A 23536-nucleotide genomic window follows, 5' to 3' on the forward strand; every position below is an offset into this window, starting at 1 on the left:
TATACCATCAATTGTCACGCACTTCCAGATATCTTTCGAGTTTCCGTTTCACCCGCTGCAGCGCATTGTCGATCGACTTCACATGTCGCTTCAGATCCTCGGCAATCTCCTGATAGGAGCGCCCGTCCAGATAGAGCATAAGCACCTTGCGTTCCAGATCGCTTAGAATTTCAGCCATCTTGTCTTCAAGACCACTAAACTCCTCCTGATTAATGATCAGTTCTTCAGGATCAAGCACCTGAGTTCCACAGATCACATCCATTAGCGTCCGGTCGGAATCCTCATCATAAATGGGCTTGTCCAAAGAGACGTAGGAGTTGAGCGGGATATGCTTCTGACGGGTTGCCGTCTTGATAGCGGTTATGATCTGACGCGTAATACAGAGTTCGGCAAAAGCCTTGAAAGAAGAAAGCTTATCGCCCTTGAAGTCACGTATAGCCTTATACAGACCAATCATGCCTTCCTGCACAATATCTTCACGGTCCGCCCCAATTAGAAAATAAGAGCGAGCCTTGGCCCGGACGAAATTACGGTACTTGTTGATCAAATGTTCCAATGCGCCACTGTCGCCACCACGGAAAACCTCGACAATATCTTCATCGCTTATGAAATCATACTCGGATAGCATTAATTCCTTGAGGTCGACACTCACCAAGAATCCCCCCGGCTGCAACGCTTGACACATCGTCACTTCGTGAAATATAGGAACAGTATATATTATGTTACCTTACACCGTCAACCGTAAATCGTCCAAAAAAAATCATCAATAACATAATATGGAATATCGTTCGTATTTCTTAACTTTCTACTGCCTGCGCCATTTCTCCAGCTCATCGCGGACATCCGGCGGAAGTTTATCCTCCAGCGAATGCCGTGAGGAGCCTCCACTGCGGGGATCAATAGCTTTCTTGACCTGCTTCTGGTTCTCTTCGACCTCAAGGCGCAATTCTCTGGCTGAATACCGCAGAGCCCCTTTAGCAAAAATGACATGCTGCTCAATGGAATCGCTGGTGGCCACATAAATTTGACGGCGGCGGTGGCTGAATTCTCCAACCAGCCGTTCGATGCATTCGTCGGCCGTTTCTTTTTCCTTAGTGAAAAAGACCTGCACCTTGCCTTGGACGAATGAACGGCCCAGTCCGGGAACACGGTATGCATCAAACACGGCGATCACCCGCCGGCCTGAAAAGGCCTGATAATCGGCGAGCAAATCCAGCAGCCGGTCGCGTGCTTCCTGCATCCCGCTGAGCGACAGCGCCGCCAGCTCCGGCCAGCCGCCGATTATATTATAACCATCCACAAGCATCACATCACGCCAATCGGCCCTCATTATCCCTGCTGTTGCCGGCGTCGCAGCACCTCGTACATGATCACTCCGGCAGCAACCGAGGCATTAAGCGAATTGATTCTTCCGGCCATTGGCAGCTTCAGCAGCACATCGCATTTCTCGCGGATCAGCCGGCCCATGCCTTTGTTCTCATTGCCGATAACGACTGCCACAGGGCCCGTGAAGATATCGGATCCAAACAGATTCTGGTCCGTATCTACATCGGTGCCTACTACCCAAACGCCCAGCTCCTTCAAACGGTCTATTGTCTGGCCCAGATTGGTAACTCTTGCGACAGGAACATACTCTACTGCGCCGGCCGAGGTTTTGGAGACGGTGGCGGTAATCTGAGCAGAGCGCCGTTTCGGAACAATCACCCCATGTACGCCCGTACAATCTGCGGTGCGCAGAATGGAGCCGAGGTTATGCGGATCTTCAATCTCGTCCAGCAGAATCAGGAAGGGCGGCTCGCCCTTGGCTTCTGCCGCTGCCAGCAGATCGGAGACCTCGGCATAGGCGAACGGAGCTGCTTGCGCAACAACGCCCTGATGCTGAATTCCCGGTGCCAGCTGATCCAGCTTGCGCTTGTCCACATGCTGGATTACGATTCCTACCTTGCGCGCTTCGGCGACGATGGGGGCGGTGAGATGTTTTTGCGCCGTCTCGGCGATCCATATCTTGTTCAAGGTGCGGCCGGCGCGAAGCGCTTCAAGCACAGAGTGCTTTCCAGCCAATATTTCCTCTTCTGTCTTCAAATCCTCTTCCATGCTTACGCCTCCTCTTCTCTATTCATTCCTGGCCTTGTCAGGACCGGTTCATCATATATTGAATGCTGTTCTCAATAAGCTCGCGGATTCGCTCCTGCTGTCCGGTATAATACAAATGGCCGATCAGGCACTCAAAAGCAGTGGCATGGCGGTATTCCAGCACATCCGCGTTTTTGGGCACCGAACCGGATTTGGCATTGCGCCCCTGGCGTGCGATATCCTTCTCAGCATCCGTTAGCGAAGGCTCAAGGAAGGCGAGAATCGTGCTCTGTGCTTTGGCGGACACCAGTCCGGTTGCCGTGCGGTGCAGATGGTTGGGCCGCAGATTGGGCAGCGAGATCAGGTACTGCCGCACCGCCACCTCGTATATAGCATCTCCGATATAAGCAAGCACTATAGGGGAGAGCAGCCGCGGAGCTTTGGAGGGCTCATAAGGGAACCAGCCAAATCCGTTCTGAAGTTGATCGCTCATTTACGCCGCCACCGCATTCCCTGAGGCGTATCCTCCAGAACAATGCCCATCCGGTTCAGTTCATCGCGGATCTCGTCGGAACGTCCCCAGTTCTTGCTCTTGCGGGCTTCCGTCCGTTCGGCGATCAGACGTTCCACCTCTTCTCCCGCCACTTCATCCTGGGCTTCGGGAATCAGACGCAGGACAGCGTTCATCTCTGCAAAAGCTTCCGTCAAAGCAGTCAGATCCGCGGCACTAACTTCACTGCGCGACAAGGTCTGGTTAGCGAGGGTAACCCAGTCAAACACAGCAGTAATAGCATCCGGCGTATTGAAGTCATCCTGCATTCTGGCATGGTAGCCTGAGACAATGGCAGCCAGTTGCTCTTGAAGCTGAGGATTCACTTCATCCGCCGCTATGTCTGCCGCAAGCTCCAGACGATGCTTCACGTTGCTCACGGCCAGCGCGATCCGCTCCACGCTCTTCTCGGCAGAGGTCATTGAATCCGGATTATAGTTCAGCGGGTTGCGGTAATGGGTGGAGAGCATGAAATAACGGATGGTACCGGCTTTGAATTGCTCCCGGACATCCTTCACCAAGAACCCGTTTCCGAGTGATTTCGACATTTTCTCATCGTTGAAATTAATAAACCCGTTATGCATCCAGTAATTGGACAACGCCTTGCCGGTCAGCGCTTCAGTCTGGGCGCATTCGCATTCGTGATGGGGAAAGGTGAGGTCCTGGCCGCCGCCATGAATATCAATGGTGTCCCCCAGCAGCTCACGCACCATGGCCGAGCATTCGATATGCCAGCCCGGCCGACCGTCGCCCCAAGGGCTGCTCCAGAAGACTTCACCCGGCTTGGCTGCTTTCCATAACACGAAATCCTCAGGCTTCTCTTTGCGCGCATCCACTTCCACACGGATTCCGAATTGCAGCTCCTCCAGATTCTGGCGCGACAGCTTGCCGTAACCGGAGAATTTAGCCGTACGGTAGAATACATCTCCGCCATTGGCATAGGCATACCCCTTATCCTCAAGCTCCTTGATGAATCCGATAATCAGATCCATACTTTCCGTTACACGGGGGTTATGGGTCGCAGGCTTCACGCCAAGCCCTTGAATATCGTCGAAGTATGCATTGATGAACAGCTCGGATACCTCGGCTACGCTTAGCTTCATTTCCTCCGCTTTGCGAATCAGCTTATCGTCCACATCGGTGAAATTGGTGACGTAATTCACCTCATTGCCAAGCTGCTCCAGATAGGCACGAACCATATCGAAGACGATAATGGGTCTGGCATTGCCGATATGCATATAGCCATATACGGTCGGACCGCAGACGTACAGTTTCACTTTGCCTGCTTCCAGGGGTACAAACAACTCCTTACTGCGCGTCATTGTGTTATAGATCTGTATAGCCATTCTTCTTCCCAACCCTTTCATCGATGCCGGAATCTCTGAGTACCGGTAAGTTATATTTCATAATCCCCAATATACTGCTGGCTCTCCAGCCGCCGCTGTTCTGTCTTCTGCTTATCTTCCGCACCCAGCTTCTCCCTAATTTCCTCGATTTCCTTCTGCAGGAAGCGCAGGGAATCAACGAGCGGATCGGGCATCTGAGTATGATCGAGCCGGTCGGAAACCCGCTCCCCATTGCGCTTGACGACCCGGCCGGGATTGCCGACTACGGTGCTGTTATTCGGAACTTCGCGCAGAACTACAGCATTGGAGCCTATATTTGAATTATCCCCGATGCGAAACGATCCAAGCACCTTCGCACCCGAGCCAATGACTACATTGTTCCCCACTGTGGGATGGCGTTTCCCCTTCTCCTTGCCTGTTCCCCCCAGAGTCACTCCCTGATATATAATCACATCATCACCAATCTGACAGGTTTCGCCAATGACAATCCCCATCCCATGATCGATAAACAGCCTACTCCCGATGGTAGCTCCGGGGTGAATCTCCACTCCGGTCATAAATCTGCTGATCTGGGAGACGACCCGGGCCAGTGTAAACCAGCGGTGCTTGAATAAAAAGTGGGCAATCCGGTGTCCCCAAATGGCGTGCAGCCCGGCATACGTGAAGACTACCTCAAATCTGCTGCGGGCAGCAGGATCGTTATCAAATACAGCCTGGATATCCGATTTGATATGCTTAAACATCACGGTTCCCCTCTTCATGACTCCCCTGCCTCCTGTTATCAGGTACGCAGAGCAAGATAGTGACTCCAGCCCAGGGCAGCCTCGGAGTATGGTTCAGGATTGCTTGACGCTGTACACAAAAAACGCCCCTGCAGCATAAAGCTGCAGAGACGTTTAACCGCGGTCCCACTCTGCTTGGACGTTAGCTCCCGAGCTGCCGGCTAAACATCGGCAACGGTGCTTCCGCCCCACTTGGCGTCAGTAACGGCGACGTTCCCGGCGCGGCCTAACGGCGCCTTCATACTTGAAAGGCCGCTCAACCGTGCAGCTCACAGGTGCATGTTCCGTCCCGGACAATGGAATAACTCTCAGCCCGGGAAGGAAGACCCTTCCCGCGGTTATTCTCTCTGTTCATTGTCTTTATGCACGTACTTTTCCTGATCACAGCTATTGTAATATTCTTATATCTTAGCGCACAAGCTTATTGTCTGACAAGAGGCTGCCGCCGCGGAATCTCCCGCCTAGGCTCCTTTGATCTGTGATTTCAAGCGTTCAATTACGCGGCTGCGTCCCAGCAGAGCAATCGTGACATTCAGGTCACGGCCATGGGTCTGGCCCGTCAAGGCGACACGGATCGGCATAAACAGCGCTTTGCCCTTGTGTCCGGTTTCCTTCTGAACTTCCTTGATCAGTACGGCCATATTCGCCGAACTGAAATCCTCGCAGTTCTCAATCTTATGCTGGAACGCGGACAGCACCTCGGACACCTGGCTTTCGGCCAGAATCTGTGCCGCTTCTGTGTCCAGCTCCAGATGGCTGCGGAAGAACAGCTCTGACAGTTCTACTATATCCGAAGCAGCCGTCATCTGTTCCTGGTACAGAGCGACCAGACTTGCAGCCCATTCCTGCTGCTCTGGTGACAGCTCGGCCGGCAATCTTCCAGCCTTCTGCAGATGAGGGATGGCCAGCGCTGCAATCCGCTGCGGCTCAGCATGCTTGATGTAATGATTGTTCAGATGCGCCAGCTTGTGCTTATCGAATACCGCAGGGCTTTTGGACAGACGGTCAGCAGTGAAGATGGAAATCAACTCTTCCTTGCTGAAGATCTCTTCTTCGCCTTCCGGGGACCAGCCCAGCAAGGAGATGAAATTGACCATAGCCTCCGGCAGGTATCCCAGCTCATCATATTGCTCGATAAACTGGATGACTGATTCGTCACGTTTGCTGAGCTTCTTGTGGTTCTCGCCGACGATCAATGTCATATGGCCGAACAGTGGAGCTTCCCAGCCCAGAGCTTCATAGATCATCAGCTGGCGCGGTGTATTGGAGATATGGTCTTCTCCGCGCAGCACATGGCTAATCTCCATTAGATGATCGTCGACAGCTACCGCAAAATTATAGGTCGGAATTCCATCCTTCTTCACAATGACGAAATCGCCCATTTCAGTCGTGTCAAAAGAAATGCTGCCCTTAACAATATCCTCGAACGTAAATGTGCGGTCTTCTGGCACCCGGAAACGGATGCTGGCAATACGCCCTTCTGCTTCAAAAGCCTGGCGCTGCTCATCGGTCAGACCCCGGTGTTTGCCGGAATACCGCGGTGTTTCGCCGCGTGCGGTCTGCTCTTCGCGTTCTGCTTCCAGCTCTTCTTCTGTACAGTAGCAGCGGTAAGCCAGTCCACGGTCCAGCAGATCCTGCCACTGGACACGATACAGGTCCAGACGTTCAGTCTGGCGGTAAGGGCCGTATTCTCCGCCCACATCCACACTTTCATCCCAATCCATGCCCAGCCATTTCAAGAATTTAAGCTGGCTTTCCTCGCCGCCGGCGATATTGCGCTTCACGTCTGTATCTTCAATCCGGATAATGAATTTGCCGCCTTGATTGCGGGTGAACAGATAGTTGAACAACGCCGTTCTGGCGTTTCCGATATGTAAATGTCCCGTAGGGCTCGGTGCATAACGCACCCGGACTTCATCCGCCATTTCATTCCCTCCGCTTCATATAATTAGATAGAGTGCTGGTTAAGCCATCTCACGATGATACCACATTTTGGAGCAGACAGACAATAGATTGTGCCGCAATTCCCTCGCCCCGCCCGGCGAAACCAAGCTGCTCTGTAGTCGTAGCCTTTACGTTCACCTTGGAAGGCTCCGCTTCAAGCACACGGGCAATAATCTCGGTCATCTGCGGAATATACGGAGCCATCTTCGGCTTCTGGGCAATGATCGTTGAATCTATGTTGCCCAGCTTATACCCGCGCTCCTTGGCCATAGCCCATACCTGCCGCAGCAGCTCCAGGCTGTCTGCATCCTTGAAGGCCTGATCGGTATCGGGAAAATGCCTGCCGATATCGCCCAGTCCCAGTGCGCCCAGAATGGCATCGCTCACTGCATGCAGCAGCACGTCGGCATCGGAGTGCCCCAGCAAGCCTTTTTCATATGGAATCGTTACTCCGCCAATAATACATGGCCTGCCTTCTACCAGTTGATGCACATCAAACCCTTGACCTACAGCAATCATATTTGTCTCTCTCCCCTGTTTCTTTCTGTAAACTCGGCAAAATCGAGATCCTCCGGCGTGGTAATCTTGATGTTTCCATAGCTTCCCTCCACCACAGAAACGGCAATACCGGCTCGCTCCGCCAGACTGGAGTCATCGGTGCCAAGAAACCCGTCCTGCTCCGCTGCCTCATAAGCGGCAACGAGAGCGGACAGACGAAAAGTCTGCGGGGTTTGAATCGCCCACAGACTTCGCCGATCCGGCGTAGATAACACTTGTCCCGTATTGTCCACCTGCTTGATCGTATCCTTCACCGGCACGGCAAGCACCGAAGCTCCGGTGCGGCGCGCTGCTTCATAACAAGCCACGATCTCCTGAGGCTTCACGAAAGGCCGGACCCCGTCATGCACCATTACCCACTCTGACTTAAGCTGCATCAGTCCTTTATGAACCGAATGCTGACGCTCCGCGCCTCCGCAGATAATGGCCTTGACCTTGTCCAAACCGAAGGTCTGCACCCACTCCCGGCAGCGCGGGATATCGTCCTCTCCGGTGACCAGCACCAGTTCGGAGATCAGCGGGTGCTGCTGAAACACCTCCAGCGTATGCACGATAATCGGTTTGCCCTGCAGCAGCAGATATTGCTTGCTCTCTGCCGTTCCCATTCTTGTCCCTCTGCCTGCCGCCACAATTACGGCGCCTACACTGTTTGACATTGCTCAGACTCCCGCCCTTTCACGTATATCTCCATCATAACGTGTTTGGCGGGCTTTTCCAACCCATACAGCCTGAAGCGGTCCCGTGCACTCGCCTATTATTGCGCTCTTTCCAGCAGCTTCGGCTTGGCAAAGATCATCCGTCCGGCAGAGGTCTGCAGCACACTGGTGACCAGAACCTCCATTGTAGTGCCGATGTACTCACGTCCACCCTCCACCACAATCATCGTTCCGTCATCCAGATAGGCCACACCTTGTCCATGTTCCTTGCCGTCCTTGATCACCTGTACAATGATCTCTTCTCCGGGCAGCACGACCGGTTTCACCGCATTCGCCAGGTCATTAATATTAAGCACCGATACTCCCTGCAGCTCACAGACCTTGTTCAGATTGAAATCGTTGGTGACCACTTTCCCTCTCAGCACCTTGGCCAGCTTCACCAGCTTGCTGTCTACCTCGGAGATTTCCTCGAAATCGCCTTCGTAGATCAATACCTTCACATCCAGCTCTTTCTGGATCTTGTTGAGAATATCCAGGCCGCGCCGTCCACGGTTGCGCTTCAGCAGATCTGAGGAATCGGCAATATGCTGCAGCTCCTCCAGCACAAATTCAGGAATCACAATCGTGCCTTCAATGAACCCTGTCTTGCAGATATCAGCAATCCGGCCATCGATAATCACGCTCGTATCGAGAATTTTATGCTCCTCCAGGCCGCGCCCTTCCGGCTCCGCCGATTGTCCCCAGCGTCCCGTGGTCCATAACGAAGCCAGCTCTGCTTTTTTCTCCAGCCCAATACGCAGCCCCATATACCCGAACGCCAGTGTAGCGATCACCTGCAGCAGCTGCCCTGCCTTGCCCAGCCAGACCGTGGCCGGATACAGCAGCAGGGACAGCAGCAGCCCACCCGTCAGACCGGCAGCACCTGCAGCCAGTTCATTCATCGGAATGCGTGAGCAGAACAGGACAGCCTCCTTCAGCTTGGCCCCTACCCAGTCTGCACACAAAGTTCCTGCTAACAAAAAAATAATGGCACCCAGCACCATAAACAAAAGGCTTCCTTCCACAGGCAGCTCCTTCCCCAGCTTCTCCATCCCCTGAGGGAAGCCTCTTTCTGCCGCATGATAAAGCGAATATCCTGACCAAGCTCCACAAACTGAAGCGAAAGACAAGATGATTTTTCTCCACATAACCGCGTGCACCTCCTTTTATTCATCCAGAAAACGATGGTTTCCTCACCAGTATGTTCCAATTTTCTCGATGGTAATCGGGGTACAAAATTTTTTTTTGGAACTTGGCTCCACAGTAGGAGTAAAAGGGCTTCAGGCCCCCTATTCCTGGTTGAAAAAAGGCAAAGCGGTAGATATAATGAATTCAATTACGAAGTCAGGGGTGAATGGAAAATGAGCGCACCAAGTTTACAGGCCTTCCAGGATCAAGTCTCCGAACTGCTGCTCCGTCACCGTAGTCTTCTGGACGTCATCTCCAAAAACGGCCAGAGCAGCGCATCCGTCAACCGGGCAGTCGTCAAAGCGATTACCGAATGCGGCTGCATTCAGCTGCACGCCACCAAGCAGGTATTTGAACCCGCTCTTGGCATGGAACAGGCCAAAGAGCTTGCCGGCACTCATGTGGAAGGACAGCTGTGTGAGAATTGCCGTGAAGTGATCGGCTCCGAACTGGGCCGTGAATTGTTCTACATGTCTGCTCTCTGCAATCTGCTTGACATCAATATGGACGAGATTGTTGTGAAGGAATCACAGAAATGCGCCACGCTCGGCTTATTTAATCTCTCCTGATCTCTTCATTAGGCAAACACAAGTGGAAACGTCGCCGTCCTTTTTAAAGGACGGCGACGTTTCAGCGAGAAATAGAAGGATAATTTATGGCGTGCAGCATATAAATTCTTTTATTTTAAATAAGGCTATGCTGCCCTCGGGGCGACATAGCCTTATTATGTTAATCTTCATATTTAACCGTTCTTGGAGTGATATACCTTATCCTCCGATCGTCTTCTGCGGCGGTGGCGGCGGCGTGCCGACAGCCGGGCAACATTCTGCCTGAAGCCATATAAGGCATACAAGGCAAGCAAGACGAAGATCAGCTTGGCGATCTGCTCCGGAAAGACTACGGCAACAGCGACAGCAACCACGATAACGAGCGGTGTGCCTACAACTGCTTTTTTGGGCAAACCGATCTTCTTGAAATTAGGATATTTAACCGTGCTGACCATCAGGTAGGATAAGAGCAGTGTAGCTACAATCATAAACGGAGCGGAAACATCCTTATGGAACAGAGCTAATGTGGCAAGCACGCCACCGGCAGCAGGAATAGGCAATCCGACGAAATAGCCGGGAATTCCAGGGCGTACATTAAAGCGGGCCAGCCGAAGCGCTCCGAACACCGGGAAGATTGCAGTTACTGTCCAGCCCAGTGCAGAATTCAAATCCTGCAGACTGGTTATATACATAATCACCGCCGGCGCTACCCCAAAGGATACTACATCCGACAATGAATCCAATTCCTTACCAAATTCACTTTCGCATTTCAGGGCACGCGCTACCCGGCCATCCAGACCATCAAGCAGCATCGCAATGATCACCATGATAGCAGCCATGCTAAGCTTCCCGTCAAATGCCATCATGATCGCAAACATTCCAAGTATCAGGTTACCAATGGTAAAAAGACTCGGAATTGATTTTTGTATCATTTCTTCACCTCTGTATTCTTACTTTAAATCTTCCTGCTCAACATTACGTGATTGTATGTTATTTACATTTGTCTGTCAATAAGAACTTGCTTCTGCAGGCGCTTCAGTCCATCCTGAATGTTGCGGGCACGCACCTCCCCGATTCCGTCCACCTCATCCAGCTCAGCAATGCTTGCTGTCATCAGGTTAGGCAGCCTTTCGAAACGCTCCACCAAATTGTGAATGATTACATTGGGGAGCCGTGGAATTTTGTTCAATAACCGGTAGCCGCGCGGAGTTACGATCTCTTCGGAAGCAACCGCCGTTGAAGAATGGCCCAGCAGGCGGGCAATATGATTATCGTCCATTAATTCATCATCGCTTGCCCGCTTGAGACCGGCGATAATTTCGCGGATCTTGTCCTCTTGCTCTTCTCTTGCATAGTCTCTGTACAGAAGCCACGCTTCTTCCTCGGTGTTTCCCACCAGTTCTTCCATCTGCATGCTGATCAAGCGTCCTTCATTGCCCAGTTCGTTGATATAGCGTTTAATTTCCATCTTAATGCGCAGCACCATTTCCACCCGCTGGATAACACCAACCACCTCAGCCACCGTTACAATTCCCTCATATTCGGAGGCAGAAAGATTGGTCAGGCCCTGATTGAGCACGGCCTTGTACTTCTCGAGCGTCTGAATGGCCTGGTTGGCCTTCGCCAAGATGGCGCCGATCTCCTTAAGCGCATAACGGATCGAGCCCTGGTACAAGGTAATGATGTTGCGCCGCTGGGAGATGGAGACCACCAGCTTGCCGGTCTGCTTCGCTACACGTTCCGCTGTCCGGTGGCGAATGCCTGTCTCAATGGAGGAGATGGAGGAGTCGGGAATCAGCTGCGTATTGGCGTACAGGATACGCTTCAGATCCTCACTCAGAATAATTGCCCCGTCCATCTTGGCCAGCTCATATAAATAATTGGGCGAAAAATCGCAGTTAATGGAGAAACCGCCATCGACAACTTCCATCACTTCAGGACTGTATCCAACTACGATCAGCGCTCCGGTCTTGGCCCGCAGCACATTCTCCAACCCTTCGCGGAACGGGGTTCCCGGTGCCGCCAGCCTGAGCAGATCATTCATATTCTCTAATTGGTTATATTCCTTCATCTGTATGTGCCCCCTAATCTAACGCGACCGATAGTGCATCTGCTACGGTACTGACGCCAATGATCTGGATATCCTGCGGATGTTTCCAGCCTTTCATACTCTTCTCCGGCATAATTACACGCCGAAAGCCAAGCTTCGCGGCTTCCTTGACGCGCGTCTCTGCGCGTGAGACGCCCCTCACTTCGCCCGTAAGCCCTACTTCACCGAAAAAAACATCGTAGGGTTTAGTCGATATATCACGAAAGCTGGAGGCGATACTGACGGCTACCGCCAGATCAATCGCAGGCTCATCCAGCTTCACTCCTCCGGCCACGTTCAGGTAAGCATCCTGATTCTGCAGAAACATGCCCATCCGTTTCTCCAGTACAGCGATAATAAGCGCCATCCGCTGGTGATCCATCCCGGTGCACATCCGCCGGGGTGAAGGGAAATGCGTAGAGGCTATCAGTGCCTGCAACTCGACCAGCACCGGCCGGGTCCCCTCCATACTGGCAACTACTGCAGATCCGGCTACACCAAGCGGACGTTCCGAGAGGAACAGCTCAGAAGGATTCTCCACCTCGGTAAGCCCCAGCTCTCCCATCTCGAAAATACCGATTTCATTCGTGGAGCCGAAGCGGTTCTTCACCGCCCGCAGCAGCCGGTACGTATGATGCCGCTCACCTTCAAAGTATAGTACACAGTCAACCATATGCTCCAGCATGCGAGGACCGGCAATGGCGCCTTCCTTGGTCACATGCCCTACCAGTACCGTAGCGATCCCCCGGATCTTGGCAATCCGCATGAATCTTGTTGTACATTCCCGTACCTGTGTCACACTGCCCGGTGCACTGGTAACCTCAGGCATAAACACCGTCTGAATCGAGTCAATGACCAAGAATTGCGGTTTGATCTGATCAATCGCTTCTTCGATGCTCTCCATATTGGTCTCACACAGCACATACAGCTCTGCCGACAACGCCCCAAGACGGTCAGCACGCAGCTTGGTCTGCCTAACGGATTCCTCGCCTGAGATATAGAGCACCCTCAGCCCTTGAGTGGTTAGCGCGTGGGAGGTCTGCAGCAGCAGGGTGGACTTGCCGATTCCGGGATCTCCCCCCACCAGCACAAGCGATCCGGGCACGATGCCTCCGCCGAGCACCCGATTCAGCTCACCGATGCCTGTCAAGATGCGAGGCTCCTTGTCACTTTCTATACTTATGATCGATTGTGCCTTTTCTTTACTATGAAAAATAGGGGCATTCATTCCCTGGGTTTTGACGACGCTTTCCGTTTCCTCCACCATGGAGTTCCATTCCTGGCACCCCGGGCATTTGCCGAACCATTTGGGTGATTCGTACCCGCATTCCGTGCAGAAAAATTTAGTTTTAGGTTTGGCCATGTGCTCTCCTAACTGTCTGAACTTCTAAAATTGCGGATATTTTTGTCCTAATCAAAGTTTACCATTTCTGCCCCTTTTACGAAAGGCCATTAAGAACTGGATTTACAGTTCGTACACTTACGCACCTGAAATGCAATGCAAATAACCATTGTTTCGCACTATGGAACAAAAAAAGCTTCCGTTCCTCTACATGAAGGAACGGAAGCTTTTTATCTTAAAATATAAGAATTTATAGGTTTTACGCTATAAAGTTTCTTCTTGGTGAAGCTTATTCAGCTTCGACTTCTTTTTCCAGAGATACCGGGTCTGGGGCAGCCACCTTAGTTACCACAAGCTCTCCGTTAACCTGGTCGATATTCAGGGAGTCGCCCTTCTGAATATTGCCTTTAAGCAATTCTTCAGACAGACGGTCTTCAATATGCTTCTGAATGGCCCGGCGCAGCGGACGTGCACCGAAGGCTGGGTCATAGCCTTCTTTGGCCAGGAACGCTTTGGCTTCATCAGTAAGCACGAAGTCAACATCATGCTCACGTAGCCGTTTGCGCAGATCATCCGACATTAAGGTGACGATCTCGGCAATATGCTTCTCATCCAGCGAGTGGAAAACAATGATCTCGTCGATCCGGTTAAGGAACTCTGGGCGGAAGCTCTTCTTCAGCTCTTCCATAACCTTGCCCTTCATATTGCCATAGTCCGCACCCGCATCCTGAACAGCGGTGAAGCCCAGTGTCGAGTTCTTGCGGATCGCTTGTGCACCCACATTGGAGGTCAGAATGATCAGCGTGTTGCGGAAATCGACTACCCGGCCTTTCGAATCGGTCAGACGACCGTCTTCCAGCACCTGCAGCAGAATGTTGAAGACTTCCGGGTGGGCTTTCTCGATTTCGTCCAGCAGCACCACGGAATATGGCTTGCGGCGTACCTTCTCGGTCAATTGTCCGCCTTCTTCATAGCCGACATATCCCGGAGGCGCACCGACCAGACGGGACGTGGAGTGCTTCTCCATGTATTCCGACATATCAATCCGGATCACGGCATTCTCATCGCCGAACATCGCTTCTGCCAACGCACGGGCCAGCTCGGTTTTACCTACACCGGTAGGACCAAGGAAGATAAAGGAGCCCATCGGACGTTTCGGGTCCTTTAGTCCTGCACGTGCCCGGCGCAGCGCCCGGCTGACAGCCTTGACGGCCTCATCCTGGCCAATTACGCGTTCATGCAGAATGGATTCCATGTTCAGCAGTCGGTCTGTCTCCTCTTCCTTCAGCTTGCTGACAGGAATGCCGGTCCAGCTGGCTACAACCTGGGCGATATCCTCAGGCGTAACCTCGGAGTCAGTACGGCCTTGCTTCTCTTTCCATTGGTTCTTGGTAGTGTCCAGTTCCTCACGGATCTTCTGCTCGGTATCGCGCAGCGCCGCTGCCTTCTCGAATTCCTGGCTCTGTACAGCCGAATCCTTCTCCTTGCGGATATCATCCAGACGCATTTCCAGTTCCTTCAGGTTGGGCGGAATCGTATATGAATTCAATCTTACCTTGGAGCCGGCTTCGTCAATCAGATCGATCGCTTTGTCCGGCAGGAAGCGGTCAGGAATGTAACGATCCGACAGCTTCACAGCTTCATGGATCGCTTCATCCGTAATCTTCACACGGTGATGGGCTTCATACCGGTCACGCAGACCGAAGAGAATCTGTACGGCTTCCTCCGGTGAAGGCTGATCCACTGTAATCGGCTGGAAGCGGCGCTCCAGCGCGGCGTCTTTCTCGATGTATTTGCGGTATTCGTCCAAGGTTGTTGCCCCGATGCACTGCAGCTCTCCACGGGCCAGTGCGGGCTTTAGAATGTTGGAGGCATCAATTGCGCCTTCCGCACCGCCTGCACCAATCAAGGTGTGCAGCTCATCGATGAAGAGAATAATATTTCCTGCCTGGCGAATCTCATCCATAATTTTCTTGAGACGGTCTTCGAATTCACCACGGTATTTCGTACCGGCAACAACAGAACCCATGTCCAGAGTCATTACACGTTTATCGCGCAGCGTCTCGGGGATCTCGTTGTTGATGATTTTCTGGGCAAGTCCTTCGGCGATCGCCGTTTTACCTACACCGGGTTCGCCGATCAGCACCGGATTGTTCTTCGTCCGGCGGCTCAGCACCTGAATTACGCGCTCAATTTCCTTGCTGCGCCCAATAACAGGGTCCAGGTTGCCGTCCTTCGCATAAGCGGTCAGATCGCGGGCCAGTCCATCCAGCGTTGGCGTACTGACGTTCGCCGGTGTACCACTGTGGCTGGAAGCCGCCTCGCTGCTGCCCAGGAGCTGCAGTACCTGCTGGCGCGCCTTATTGAGGCTGATGCCGAGGTTGTTCAGCACACGTGCCGCTACCCCTTCACCTTCACGGATAAGTCCAAGCAGGATGTGCTCTGTGCCGACATACGTATGGCCCAGCTTGCGGGCTTCGTCCATCGACAGCTCGATGACTTTTTTGGCGCGAGGAGTATACGCTATGTTCGTTGGCTGCTCCTGGCCTCTGCCGATCAGTGTTTCCACTTCATCCTGAATCTTCTCCAGACCCAGTCCCAAACCGATTAAAGCTTTGGCGGCAATGCCGTCCCCTTCACGAATAAGTCCGAGCAAAATATGTTCAGTGCCGATATTGTTGTGTCCTAGACGAACTGCTTCTTCCTGCGCCAGTGCCAACACCTTCTGTGCACGTTCCGTAAATCTTCCAAACATCATATCTCCTGCACCTCCATGAATAATAGATATCTATAGTTAATGTTGTGATCCCAAAGTTTCCCGGAGCAGCTTTGCCCGGTACATATCGCGTTCAGTGGCTGTCATCTCGTCACCGAACATTTTCTGCAGAAATCCTGGCTGTGTCTTCACATTCAGTTCATTCAGCACGGAAATCGATGGCCCCTCTAGAATGCCAAGGTCTACCCCCAGCCTTACATCGGACAGCCGCTGTGCCGACTCCTTCAGCTCCATCAGCGCCGCATACGACAATATTCCGTAGGAGCGCTTCACGCGGTCGGTAATCCGCAGGGCCGAATCGGAAAGCAGCCGTTCTCTTGCATTGCGTTCATGCTCAATGATCTGGGTGACTACACTATGCAGATTCTCGATAATCTCACTCTCGGTCTGGCCCAGCGTAATCTGGTTGGAAATCTGAAAGATATTCCCCACTGCTTCGCTGCCTTCCCCGTAAATTCCTCTAACGGTCAGCCCCACCTGATTCACAGCGGACAGAATCCGGTTGATCTGATGGGTCATCACCAGCGCCGGCAGATGAACCATTACGGATGCCCTCAGCCCTGTGCCCACATTGGTGGGACAGCTGGTGAGATAACCGCGCTTATCGTCAAAAGCATAATTGACTGCAGCCTCAAAGATGTCATCAATTGCAGTAGCGCGTTGCCATGCTTCCCGGACCTGCAGCCCCGGGTACAGACACTGGATGCGGAGGTGGTCCTCCTCATTGATCATAATGCTGACGGACTCATCATCATTCAGCACCACAGCACCACCGCGTGAATCGTTAGCCAGATTAGGACTGATGAGATGCTTCTCGACCAGTACCTTTTTGTCCAGCTCCTCCAGATCTTCAAGCTTCAGCAGTTCGAAAACGCCAAATCCAGTATCCGTTCCCTTATTGAATACGGGAGCCAGCTGCTTCAGCACCTCTTCGGCCTGCGCATGGGAAGCCAGCATGGGAAAAGGTAGCTGCTGCAAATTACGGGCGATTCGCATCCGGCTGCTAAGTACAATTTCACAGTGGCTGCCGCCGGAACGCATCCAATCGCTGAGGGCTTGTTCGGTAAACCGGAGACTTGACATGTCGTATCCCCCTTATATATCAAAGACTTTACTCTTGTGTAATTTCTTTTTCAAGTCGGCGGATCTGATCCCGCAGACCTGCTGCGGTTTCGAACTCTTCCTGAGAGATGCTCTGCTGAAGATCCTGCTTCAGCTCCTCAATTTGCCGCTTGAACATGATCTTCGCTCCCGCACGTTTGGGAAGCTTGCCTACATGGGATGTGCTGCCATGCACCCGCTTGAACAGCGGATCAAGCGCACTGTTGAAATAGTTGTAGCACGAGCTGCAGCCGAACCGGCCCAGCTTGCTGAACTGCGAATAAGTCATTCCACAGTTGTCACAGCGCAAGCTCTGCGTATTCTTGGTGGCGGCTGTCTTCTCCTTGCCGGCTCCTTCCAGATCAAGCAGACCGGACAGCAGGCTGTGGATGGAGAAGCCACCGGACGTTCCGGGGAGTACCTCCCCTTTCTCACGCGCACAGCTTTCGCAGATGTGAAACTCAGTCTTTTCTCCACTGACGATCTTGGTGAAATGAAGTGTTGCGGGTTTGACGCCGCATTCCTGGCATAACATAAACGTCAGGCCCTCCCTTATCGTTGACAATTATTTGCCTAACAAAGAGATTAACATAGCCTTCATGATCTTGGCACGAATCTCATCCCGGTACGGAAGATTAACCGCAAGGCATTCCCGGGAAACTGCGGAACGCATGAGACACGCTTCACGTTTGGTGAGAAACAGAGCTTCCTCCAGCTGATAAATCAGCCCGTCGGCAGCATTCTGATCAATCCCGCTGCCTATCGTATGATTCAGGTGCACATGGAGCGCCACGTTCTGGGGCAATTCAAACCGTTGAATTCGGATGTAGCCGCCGCCGCCGCGCTTGCTTTCCACTATATAGCCCTTCTCCAGAGTGAAGCGTGTACTAATTACATAATTAATCTGTGACGGTACGCATGAGAACTGGTCCGCCAGGTCATTCCGCTGGATTTCCACCGTACCTTCGGGACTTTCATGCAAAATATTCTTCAGATATTGTTCAATAATATCGGAGATATTGCGCATCACTCATCCTCCAGTATTCAAAGCATTATCATGCCGCTTACGGGTGATTTCTAACAAAATTTAACCTGCGTCCAGGCAGCGAATCTACATAGCGGCAGTCAACCACTATCCAAATTGCCTTAATCCTGATGCTGGAATGACCTAAATCCGTCAAGAATTGCCCCGATAAGCTTTTCGTTAGACTTTGACTTTCTTTGACTTTTTAACATTATACCATATTCTCACTGAATGCCAAGTGGGCAGTATTATTTTTTACGTATTGGAGCCAATGTATTCTTTAGAAAAAATCAAACAATGCCGTCTGGGCAGGCAGTACAGCCTCTTCCAGCCATTCGATTGCAGCCTCAGTACCGTTTAGCAGACCGAAGCGGGCCAACTCACTCGGGCGTTTATACCCAAGCAGCAGCACAGTTAATGTCCCTATACTGCATGTCAGCTCAGCCGTGTTGTCTTCCCCTTTTATTTGATTCAGCTGGGACTCCCCCTCCGCAGACACGTTCCATTCCCATAACCCGTTGTTCCAAGGAGCCTCATGATCTTCTATATAAAAGGTCTTCCTGCTTATTACCCCTTGTGCCCTTAGTTTGTAACGTTCCAATAAAGCTTGGGCATTAACGATCCGGGCCATGAAATAGGGATAATTCTCCTGGGCGATCCGGGGATCAGGCAGCAGATAAGGCAGCATGTCGTCAGCAGGCACCAGCTTGAGCGAAGCACTCGTTACCATCGAATCGTGGTTGGCCAAAAAAGTCCACAGTCCCTGCCGTGCCTGCTCGTTCAGATAAATGAATTCATCGATACGGAGCACCTTGTTTTCTATTTTATAGATCACATAGCCCTTAGGTTCACCCGATATGGAATAAAATACGGCTTGATGCCAATCCTCATTCAGAATGGAGTGCTCCCACCAATCGCGGTCCCGCTTCAGCGTACCGTTATAGTTGGCCGCAAATTGCTGATAGAGCCTGTCCAGCGTCTCCACAGTATCGACATCACGTTTTACAACGCCCTCTATCTCCACTTTTTTGGGAAAGTTGCTCACAGGAATGGTGTATTTCTTATATTCACAGAAGACTTCCCAACCAAATCTGCGGTAAAAAGGGATCAAAAACGGATGCAGCAGGGAAATGGCATGCCCAGCCTCATTCATGGTCTGCAGGGTGTGTGTCAGCAGTTTGGAGACCAGCCCTTGTCTGCGGTTCTCTGGCCAGGTGGCTACTCCGGCAATCCCTCCCATAGATACCGGTTGTCCCTGTATGTATATTTGCAAGGGGAGTATAGTTAATTTGGCACCCAATGCTTCCTGATCAAAAATCCCCCATATCCGGTCCGGTTTAAATCTCTGCTTAGCCTTCAATCGATCTTCATCAGACAGCTTGTACTGAAATGCATACTCAGACAAGCTAACGCTAACGTCGAATTCTTCCTCTTTCAGTTGCCTGATCTCCATCATATTCACCTCATTCATTGAATTATATTCTTTAAGAGAGTATACCAAGCTACCCCTGCCTAACGCTAATCCAAAAAAGCAGCCGATCATATCCAGTAAAGTTATCAACAGCTTACACACAGATAACTCAGTTGTTCATAGTTAAAATCGACGTCAACAAAAGTTATCCACTGTTTTCAATTATTTATCCACATATCCCGGAAAATATCCACAAAATCAGTGTATTACTCCACCTTTTCTTGACATATCTAATTCATTGTGTATAAAACAGGCTTGAAGAAAGCTGAAATATCCGCATATCCTGTAATTTGTTTATAACTTTTCTGTACATTTTCACGAACTATCCACAGGATCTCCACAGGCTGCACAACGCAAAAAAACCACTGTTGAGTGATCAACAGTGGTCTTCATGTGCTTGGCGGCGTCCTACTCTCCCAGGACCCTTCGGTCCAAGTACCATCGGCGCTGGAGGGCTTAACGGTCGTGTTCGGGATGGGTACGCGTGGAACCCCTCCGCTATCGCCACCAAACGGGTTTTTTCCGCTCGTGCTACTCCCCGAATTCCTTCAGGAAAATAACCGACTACAGAAAAGACATGCACCTTAAAATCTTTCAGGCTTAATCGCCTGAAAACTGAATCCGAAACAAATCTGCGTTTTAAGATGTGGATAAGCCCTCGACCGATTAGTATTGGTCAGCTCCATGCATTGCTGCACTTCCACCTCCAACCTATCTACCTCGTCGTCTTCAAGGGGTCTTACTAATTGGGAAATCTCATCTTGAGGGGGGCTTCACGCTTAGATGCTTTCAGCGCTTATCCCGTCCGTACGTAGCTACCCAGCCATGCTCCTGGCGGAACAACTGGTGCACCAGCGGTACGTCCATCCCGGTCCTCTCGTACTAAGGACAGCTCCTCTCAAATTTCCTGCGCCCACGACAGATAGGGACCGAACTGTCTCACGACGTTCTGAACCCAGCTCGCGTACCGCTTTAATGGGCGAACAGCCCAACCCTTGGGACCTACTTCAGCCCCAGGATGCGATGAGCCGACATCGAGGTGCCAAACCTCCCCGTCGATGTGGACTCTTGGGGGAGATAAGCCTGTTATCCCCAGGGTAGCTTTTATCCGTTGAGCGATGGCCCTTCCATGCGGTACCACCGGATCACTAAGTCCGACTTTCGTCCCTGCTCGACTTGTAGGTCTCGCAGTCAAGCTCCCTTATGCCTTTGCACTCTGCGAATGATTTCCAACCATTCTGAGGGAACCTTGGAACGCCTCCGTTACTCTTTAGGAGGCGACCGCCCCAGTCAAACTGCCCGCCTGACACGGTCCCCGTACCCGATAAGGGCACTAGGTTAGAACCTAGATACGATCAGGGTGGTATCCCAACGGCGCCTCTGCAGAAGCTTGCGCTCCTGCTTCTTAGGCTCCCACCTATCCTGTACAGATCGTACCCAAATTCAATATCAAGCTGCAGTAAAGCTCCATGGGGTCTTTCCGTCTTGTCGCGGGTAACCTGCATCTTCACAGGTATTAAAATTTCACCGGATCTCTCGTTGAGACAGCGCCCAAGTCGTTACGCCATTCGTGCGGGTCAGAATTTACCTGACAAGGAATTTCGCTACCTTAGGACCGTTATAGTTACGGCCGCCGTTTACTGGGGCTTCGGTTCACAGCTTCGGATTGCTCCTAACCGCTCCCCTTAACCTTCCAGCACCGGGCAGGCGTCAGCCCGTATACTTCGCCTTACGGCTTCGCACAGACCTGTGTTTTTGCTAAACAGTCGCTTGGGCCTTTTCACTGCGGCCCCCTCGGGCTATTCACCCTACCGAGGCACCTCTTCTCCCGAAGTTACGAGGTCATTTTGCCGAGTTCCTTAACGAGAGTTCTTCCGCGCGCCTTAGAATTCTCTTCTCGCCTACCTGTGTCGGTTTGCGGTACGGGCACCTTCTCCTGGCTAGAGGCTTTTCTTGGCAGTGTGAGATCATGACCTTCGCTACTATAATTTTCGCTCCCCATCACAGCCCAGCCTTCACGATGTGCGGATTTGCCTACACATCAGCCTCACTGCTTAGACGGACACATCCATCAGTCCGCGTCACTACCCTCCTGCGTCACCCCATCGCTCATAGCGGATTACGGTGGTACAGTAATTTCAAACTGTTGTCCTTCGACTACGCCTTTCGGCCTCGCCTTAGGTCCCGACTTACCCTGAGCGGACGAGCCTTCCTCAGGAAACCTTGGGCTTTCGGCGGATCAGATTCTCACTGATCTTTTCGTTACTCATACCGGCATTCTCACTTGTATACGCTCCAGCACTCCTCACGGTATACCTTCAACGTATATACAACGCTCCCCTACCCCAGGATCGACTTCACTCCAGCTTCGAAATGTGTTTATCCCCTGTAGAACATATAGCCTTCATCCCTTCCAGGATGATTTCAGGCATACATGTCTATCCGATAAACACCGCTCAAAGAAGCAGTGAAGTCGATCCTAGCCATAGCTTCGGTGGTGTGTTTAGCCCCGTTACATTTTCGGCGCAGAGTCACTCGACCAGTGAGCTATTACGCACTCTTTCAATGGTGGCTGCTTCTAAGCCAACATCCTGGTTGTCTGTGCAACTCCACATCCTTTCCCACTTAACACACACTTGGGGACCTTAGCTGATGGTCTGGGCTGTTTCCCTTTCGACAATGGATCTTAGCACTCACTGTCTGACTCCCGGCAATAAATATGTGGCATTCGGAGTTTGACTGAGCTTGGTAACCCTTGCGGGCCCCGCACCCAATCAGTGCTCTACCTCCACTATTCTTATACCGAGGCTAGCCCTAAAGCTATTTCGGGGAGAACCAGCTATCTCCGAGTTCGATTGGAATTTCTCCGCTACCCCCACCTCATCCCCGCATTTTTCAACATGCGTGGGTTCGGGCCTCCAGTGCGTGTTACCGCACCTTCACCCTGGACAGGGGTAGATCACACGGTTTCGGGTCTACGCCCCCATACTCAAATCGCCCTATTCAGACTCGCTTTCGCTGCGGCTCCGGCTTCTCACCTTAACCTTGCATGGTAAACGTAACTCGCCGGTTCATTCTACAAAAGGCACGCCATCACCCCTAAAACGGGCTCTGACTTTTTGTAAGCACACGGTTTCAGGTTCTATTTCACTCCCCTTCCGGGGTGCTTTTCACCTTTCCCTCACGGTACTGTTTCACTATCGGTCGCCAGGTAGTATTTAGCCTTAGCAGATGGTCCTGCTGGATTCATACGGGGTTTCACGTGCCCCGCACTACTCGGGATCCGTCTCGGAGAGAATACAGTTTAGGCTACAGGGCTTTTACCTCTATCGCGGGTCTTTCCAGACCTCTTCGCCTACCATATTCCTTTGTAACTCCATGTGAGACGTCCCACAACCCCTAAGAGCAAGCTCTTAGGTTTAGGCTGTTCCGCGTTCGCTCGCCGCTACTGACGGAATCACTATTGTTTTCTCTTCCTCAGGGTACTTAGATGTTTCAGTTCCCCTGGTCTGCCTCTACCTCTCCTATGTATTCAGAGAGGAGTAACTGCGAATTACCACAGCTGGGTTTCCCCATTCGGACACCCCCGGATCAAAGCTTGCTTACAGCTCCCCGAGGCAGTTTCGTTGTTCGCCACGTCCTTCGTCGGCTCCTGGCGCCTAGGCATCCTCCGTGTGCTCTTATTAGCTTAACCAGCGCTACGATGTTTGGCTGATTTGCTCATCTTGTTTTGAATGCCGCTCGCGGATTGCTCCACTCACTAACACATTCAAAGCCAAAGGTCGCTTCATCATCCAAAATCTTCGCTTCCAGCATCTAATGCACGTTCACTTGCTTACGCAAGCTTCAGTTAAAAGATGTTCTAAAACGCAAATTCGTTTCGGTATCCAGTTTTCAAGGATCAAGTTTACTATTCAAGACATAACAAATAGATGAAGTTTGTTGGTGGAGCCAAGCGGGATCGAACCGCTGACCTCCTGCTTGCAAGGCAGGCGCTCTCCCAGCTGAGCTATGGCCCCTCAAATTCCATCAAAACTGAACAAATGGAT

General features: G+C 51.8%; 19 protein-coding genes, 1 tRNA gene and 2 rRNA genes. 1 reads left to right on the top strand and 21 read right to left on the bottom strand.

The window, feature by feature from the left end; genetic code table 11:
• Positions 1-7: 7 nt before the first annotated feature.
• The 10 genes from sigH to B9T62_RS28685 all read right to left on the bottom strand — a co-directional run bounded on the left by sigH (position 8) and on the right by B9T62_RS28685 (position 9096).
• The gene (gene sigH / locus B9T62_RS28640) at positions 8-652 is read right to left on the bottom strand and encodes an RNA polymerase sporulation sigma factor SigH (protein ID WP_087918364.1); all 645 of its coding nucleotides are present in this window, start codon (positions 650-652) and stop codon (positions 8-10) included.
• A gap of 153 nt (positions 653-805) precedes the next feature.
• Complete coding sequence (locus B9T62_RS28645) at positions 806-1330, bottom strand: NYN domain-containing protein (protein WP_087918365.1); 525 nt, start codon at positions 1328-1330, stop codon at positions 806-808.
• Complete coding sequence (gene rlmB / locus B9T62_RS28650; RefSeq protein WP_087918366.1) at positions 1330-2094, bottom strand: 23S rRNA (guanosine(2251)-2'-O)-methyltransferase RlmB; 765 nt, start codon at positions 2092-2094, stop codon at positions 1330-1332. Before rlmB ends, B9T62_RS28645 begins: the two co-directional genes overlap by 1 nt.
• A 37-nt stretch (positions 2095-2131) precedes the next feature.
• On the bottom strand, positions 2132-2566 hold the full coding sequence (locus B9T62_RS28655) for a Mini-ribonuclease 3 (protein WP_087918367.1): 435 nt from the start codon (positions 2564-2566) through the stop codon (positions 2132-2134).
• The gene (gene cysS, locus B9T62_RS28660; RefSeq protein WP_087918368.1) at positions 2563-3969 is read right to left on the bottom strand and encodes a cysteine--tRNA ligase; all 1407 of its coding nucleotides are present in this window, start codon (positions 3967-3969) and stop codon (positions 2563-2565) included. Before cysS ends, B9T62_RS28655 begins: the two co-directional genes overlap by 4 nt.
• Positions 3970-4019: 50 nt before the next feature.
• Positions 4020-4712, bottom strand: coding sequence for a serine O-acetyltransferase (cysE, locus tag B9T62_RS28665; RefSeq protein WP_087920463.1), 693 nt, complete (start codon positions 4710-4712; stop codon positions 4020-4022).
• 500 nt (positions 4713-5212) lie between these two features.
• Positions 5213-6676: a glutamate--tRNA ligase gene (gltX, locus tag B9T62_RS28670; protein ID WP_087918369.1), complete on the bottom strand. Its 1464-nt coding sequence runs from the start codon at positions 6674-6676 to the stop codon at positions 5213-5215.
• Between the two features lie 49 nt (positions 6677-6725).
• Positions 6726-7214, bottom strand: coding sequence for a 2-C-methyl-D-erythritol 2,4-cyclodiphosphate synthase (gene ispF / locus B9T62_RS28675; protein ID WP_087918370.1), 489 nt, complete (start codon positions 7212-7214; stop codon positions 6726-6728).
• Positions 7211-7909 (bottom strand): 2-C-methyl-D-erythritol 4-phosphate cytidylyltransferase, encoded by a 699-nt coding sequence (ispD, locus tag B9T62_RS28680; protein WP_087918371.1) that lies wholly within the window; start codon positions 7907-7909, stop codon positions 7211-7213. Before ispD ends, ispF begins: the two co-directional genes overlap by 4 nt.
• A gap of 98 nt (positions 7910-8007) precedes the next feature.
• Positions 8008-9096 (bottom strand): PIN/TRAM domain-containing protein, encoded by a 1089-nt coding sequence (locus B9T62_RS28685; protein WP_087918372.1) that lies wholly within the window; start codon positions 9094-9096, stop codon positions 8008-8010.
• 213 nt (positions 9097-9309) lie between these two features.
• Here B9T62_RS28685 and B9T62_RS28690 point away from each other — a divergent pair, with 213 nt between their 5' ends.
• Positions 9310-9705, top strand: coding sequence for a nucleoside triphosphate pyrophosphohydrolase family protein (locus B9T62_RS28690; RefSeq protein ID WP_087918373.1), 396 nt, complete (start codon positions 9310-9312; stop codon positions 9703-9705).
• Between the two features lie 173 nt (positions 9706-9878).
• Here the strand turns inward: B9T62_RS28690 and pssA are convergent, their stop codons facing one another.
• The 11 genes from pssA to B9T62_RS28745 all read right to left on the bottom strand — a co-directional run bounded on the left by pssA (position 9879) and on the right by B9T62_RS28745 (position 23506).
• On the bottom strand, positions 9879-10616 hold the full coding sequence (gene pssA, locus B9T62_RS28695) for a CDP-diacylglycerol--serine O-phosphatidyltransferase (protein ID WP_087918374.1): 738 nt from the start codon (positions 10614-10616) through the stop codon (positions 9879-9881).
• A 62-nt stretch (positions 10617-10678) separates the two neighbouring features.
• The gene (disA, locus tag B9T62_RS28700) at positions 10679-11755 is read right to left on the bottom strand and encodes a DNA integrity scanning diadenylate cyclase DisA (RefSeq protein ID WP_087918375.1); all 1077 of its coding nucleotides are present in this window, start codon (positions 11753-11755) and stop codon (positions 10679-10681) included.
• 13 nt (positions 11756-11768) lie between these two features.
• A complete protein-coding gene (gene radA, locus B9T62_RS28705) occupies positions 11769-13136 on the bottom strand; it encodes a DNA repair protein RadA (protein ID WP_087918376.1) in 1368 nt (455 codons plus the stop codon).
• A 268-nt stretch (positions 13137-13404) separates the two neighbouring features.
• A complete protein-coding gene (gene clpC / locus B9T62_RS28710; protein ID WP_087918377.1) occupies positions 13405-15873 on the bottom strand; it encodes an ATP-dependent protease ATP-binding subunit ClpC in 2469 nt (822 codons plus the stop codon).
• Positions 15874-15909: 36 nt separating this feature from the next.
• The gene (mcsB, locus tag B9T62_RS28715; RefSeq protein WP_087918378.1) at positions 15910-16974 is read right to left on the bottom strand and encodes a protein-arginine kinase McsB; all 1065 of its coding nucleotides are present in this window, start codon (positions 16972-16974) and stop codon (positions 15910-15912) included.
• Positions 16975-17002: 28 nt separating this feature from the next.
• A complete protein-coding gene (gene mcsA, locus B9T62_RS28720; RefSeq protein WP_087918379.1) occupies positions 17003-17527 on the bottom strand; it encodes a protein-arginine kinase activator protein McsA in 525 nt (174 codons plus the stop codon).
• 30 nt (positions 17528-17557) lie between these two features.
• Positions 17558-18019, bottom strand: coding sequence for a CtsR family transcriptional regulator (locus B9T62_RS28725; RefSeq protein WP_087918380.1), 462 nt, complete (start codon positions 18017-18019; stop codon positions 17558-17560).
• A gap of 277 nt (positions 18020-18296) precedes the next feature.
• On the bottom strand, positions 18297-19469 hold the full coding sequence (locus B9T62_RS28730) for a GNAT family N-acetyltransferase (RefSeq protein WP_087920464.1): 1173 nt from the start codon (positions 19467-19469) through the stop codon (positions 18297-18299).
• Between the two features lie 413 nt (positions 19470-19882).
• Positions 19883-19999, bottom strand: a 5S ribosomal RNA gene (rrf, locus tag B9T62_RS28735).
• A gap of 134 nt (positions 20000-20133) precedes the next feature.
• A 23S ribosomal RNA gene (locus B9T62_RS28740) occupies positions 20134-23181 on the bottom strand.
• Positions 23182-23430: 249 nt separating this feature from the next.
• Positions 23431-23506: transfer RNA gene (locus B9T62_RS28745), tRNA-Ala, on the bottom strand.
• Positions 23507-23536: the final 30 nt, after the last annotated feature.

Source organism: Paenibacillus donghaensis (genome assembly GCF_002192415.1).
Taxonomy (GTDB): domain Bacteria; phylum Bacillota; class Bacilli; order Paenibacillales; family Paenibacillaceae; genus Paenibacillus_AQ; species Paenibacillus_AQ donghaensis.

What these genes read in the sequence shown, in the direction of transcription:
- B9T62_RS28645 (WP_087918365.1), bottom strand. Translation starts at nt 1,330, where the DNA reads ATGAGGGCCGATTGGCGTGATGTGATGCTTGTGGATGGTTATAATATA.
- rlmB (WP_087918366.1), bottom strand. Translation starts at nt 2,094, where the DNA reads ATGGAAGAGGATTTGAAGACAGAAGAGGAAATATTGGCTGGAAAGCAC.
- B9T62_RS28655 (WP_087918367.1), bottom strand. Translation starts at nt 2,566, where the DNA reads ATGAGCGATCAACTTCAGAACGGATTTGGCTGGTTCCCTTATGAGCCC.
- cysS (WP_087918368.1), bottom strand. Translation starts at nt 3,969, where the DNA reads ATGGCTATACAGATCTATAACACAATGACGCGCAGTAAGGAGTTGTTT.
- cysE (WP_087920463.1), bottom strand. Translation starts at nt 4,712, where the DNA reads ATGTTTAAGCATATCAAATCGGATATCCAGGCTGTATTTGATAACGAT.
- gltX (WP_087918369.1), bottom strand. Translation starts at nt 6,676, where the DNA reads ATGGCGGATGAAGTCCGGGTGCGTTATGCACCGAGCCCTACGGGACAT.
- ispF (WP_087918370.1), bottom strand. Translation starts at nt 7,214, where the DNA reads ATGATTGCTGTAGGTCAAGGGTTTGATGTGCATCAACTGGTAGAAGGC.
- ispD (WP_087918371.1), bottom strand. Translation starts at nt 7,909, where the DNA reads ATGTCAAACAGTGTAGGCGCCGTAATTGTGGCGGCAGGCAGAGGGACA.
- B9T62_RS28685 (WP_087918372.1), bottom strand. Translation starts at nt 9,096, where the DNA reads ATGTGGAGAAAAATCATCTTGTCTTTCGCTTCAGTTTGTGGAGCTTGG.
- B9T62_RS28690 (WP_087918373.1), top strand. Translation starts at nt 9,310, where the DNA reads ATGAGCGCACCAAGTTTACAGGCCTTCCAGGATCAAGTCTCCGAACTG.
- pssA (WP_087918374.1), bottom strand. Translation starts at nt 10,616, where the DNA reads ATGATACAAAAATCAATTCCGAGTCTTTTTACCATTGGTAACCTGATA.
- disA (WP_087918375.1), bottom strand. Translation starts at nt 11,755, where the DNA reads ATGAAGGAATATAACCAATTAGAGAATATGAATGATCTGCTCAGGCTG.
- radA (WP_087918376.1), bottom strand. Translation starts at nt 13,136, where the DNA reads ATGGCCAAACCTAAAACTAAATTTTTCTGCACGGAATGCGGGTACGAA.
- clpC (WP_087918377.1), bottom strand. Translation starts at nt 15,873, where the DNA reads ATGATGTTTGGAAGATTTACGGAACGTGCACAGAAGGTGTTGGCACTG.
- mcsB (WP_087918378.1), bottom strand. Translation starts at nt 16,974, where the DNA reads ATGTCAAGTCTCCGGTTTACCGAACAAGCCCTCAGCGATTGGATGCGT.
- mcsA (WP_087918379.1), bottom strand. Translation starts at nt 17,527, where the DNA reads ATGTTATGCCAGGAATGCGGCGTCAAACCCGCAACACTTCATTTCACC.
- B9T62_RS28725 (WP_087918380.1), bottom strand. Translation starts at nt 18,019, where the DNA reads ATGCGCAATATCTCCGATATTATTGAACAATATCTGAAGAATATTTTG.
- B9T62_RS28730 (WP_087920464.1), bottom strand. Translation starts at nt 19,469, where the DNA reads ATGGAGATCAGGCAACTGAAAGAGGAAGAATTCGACGTTAGCGTTAGC.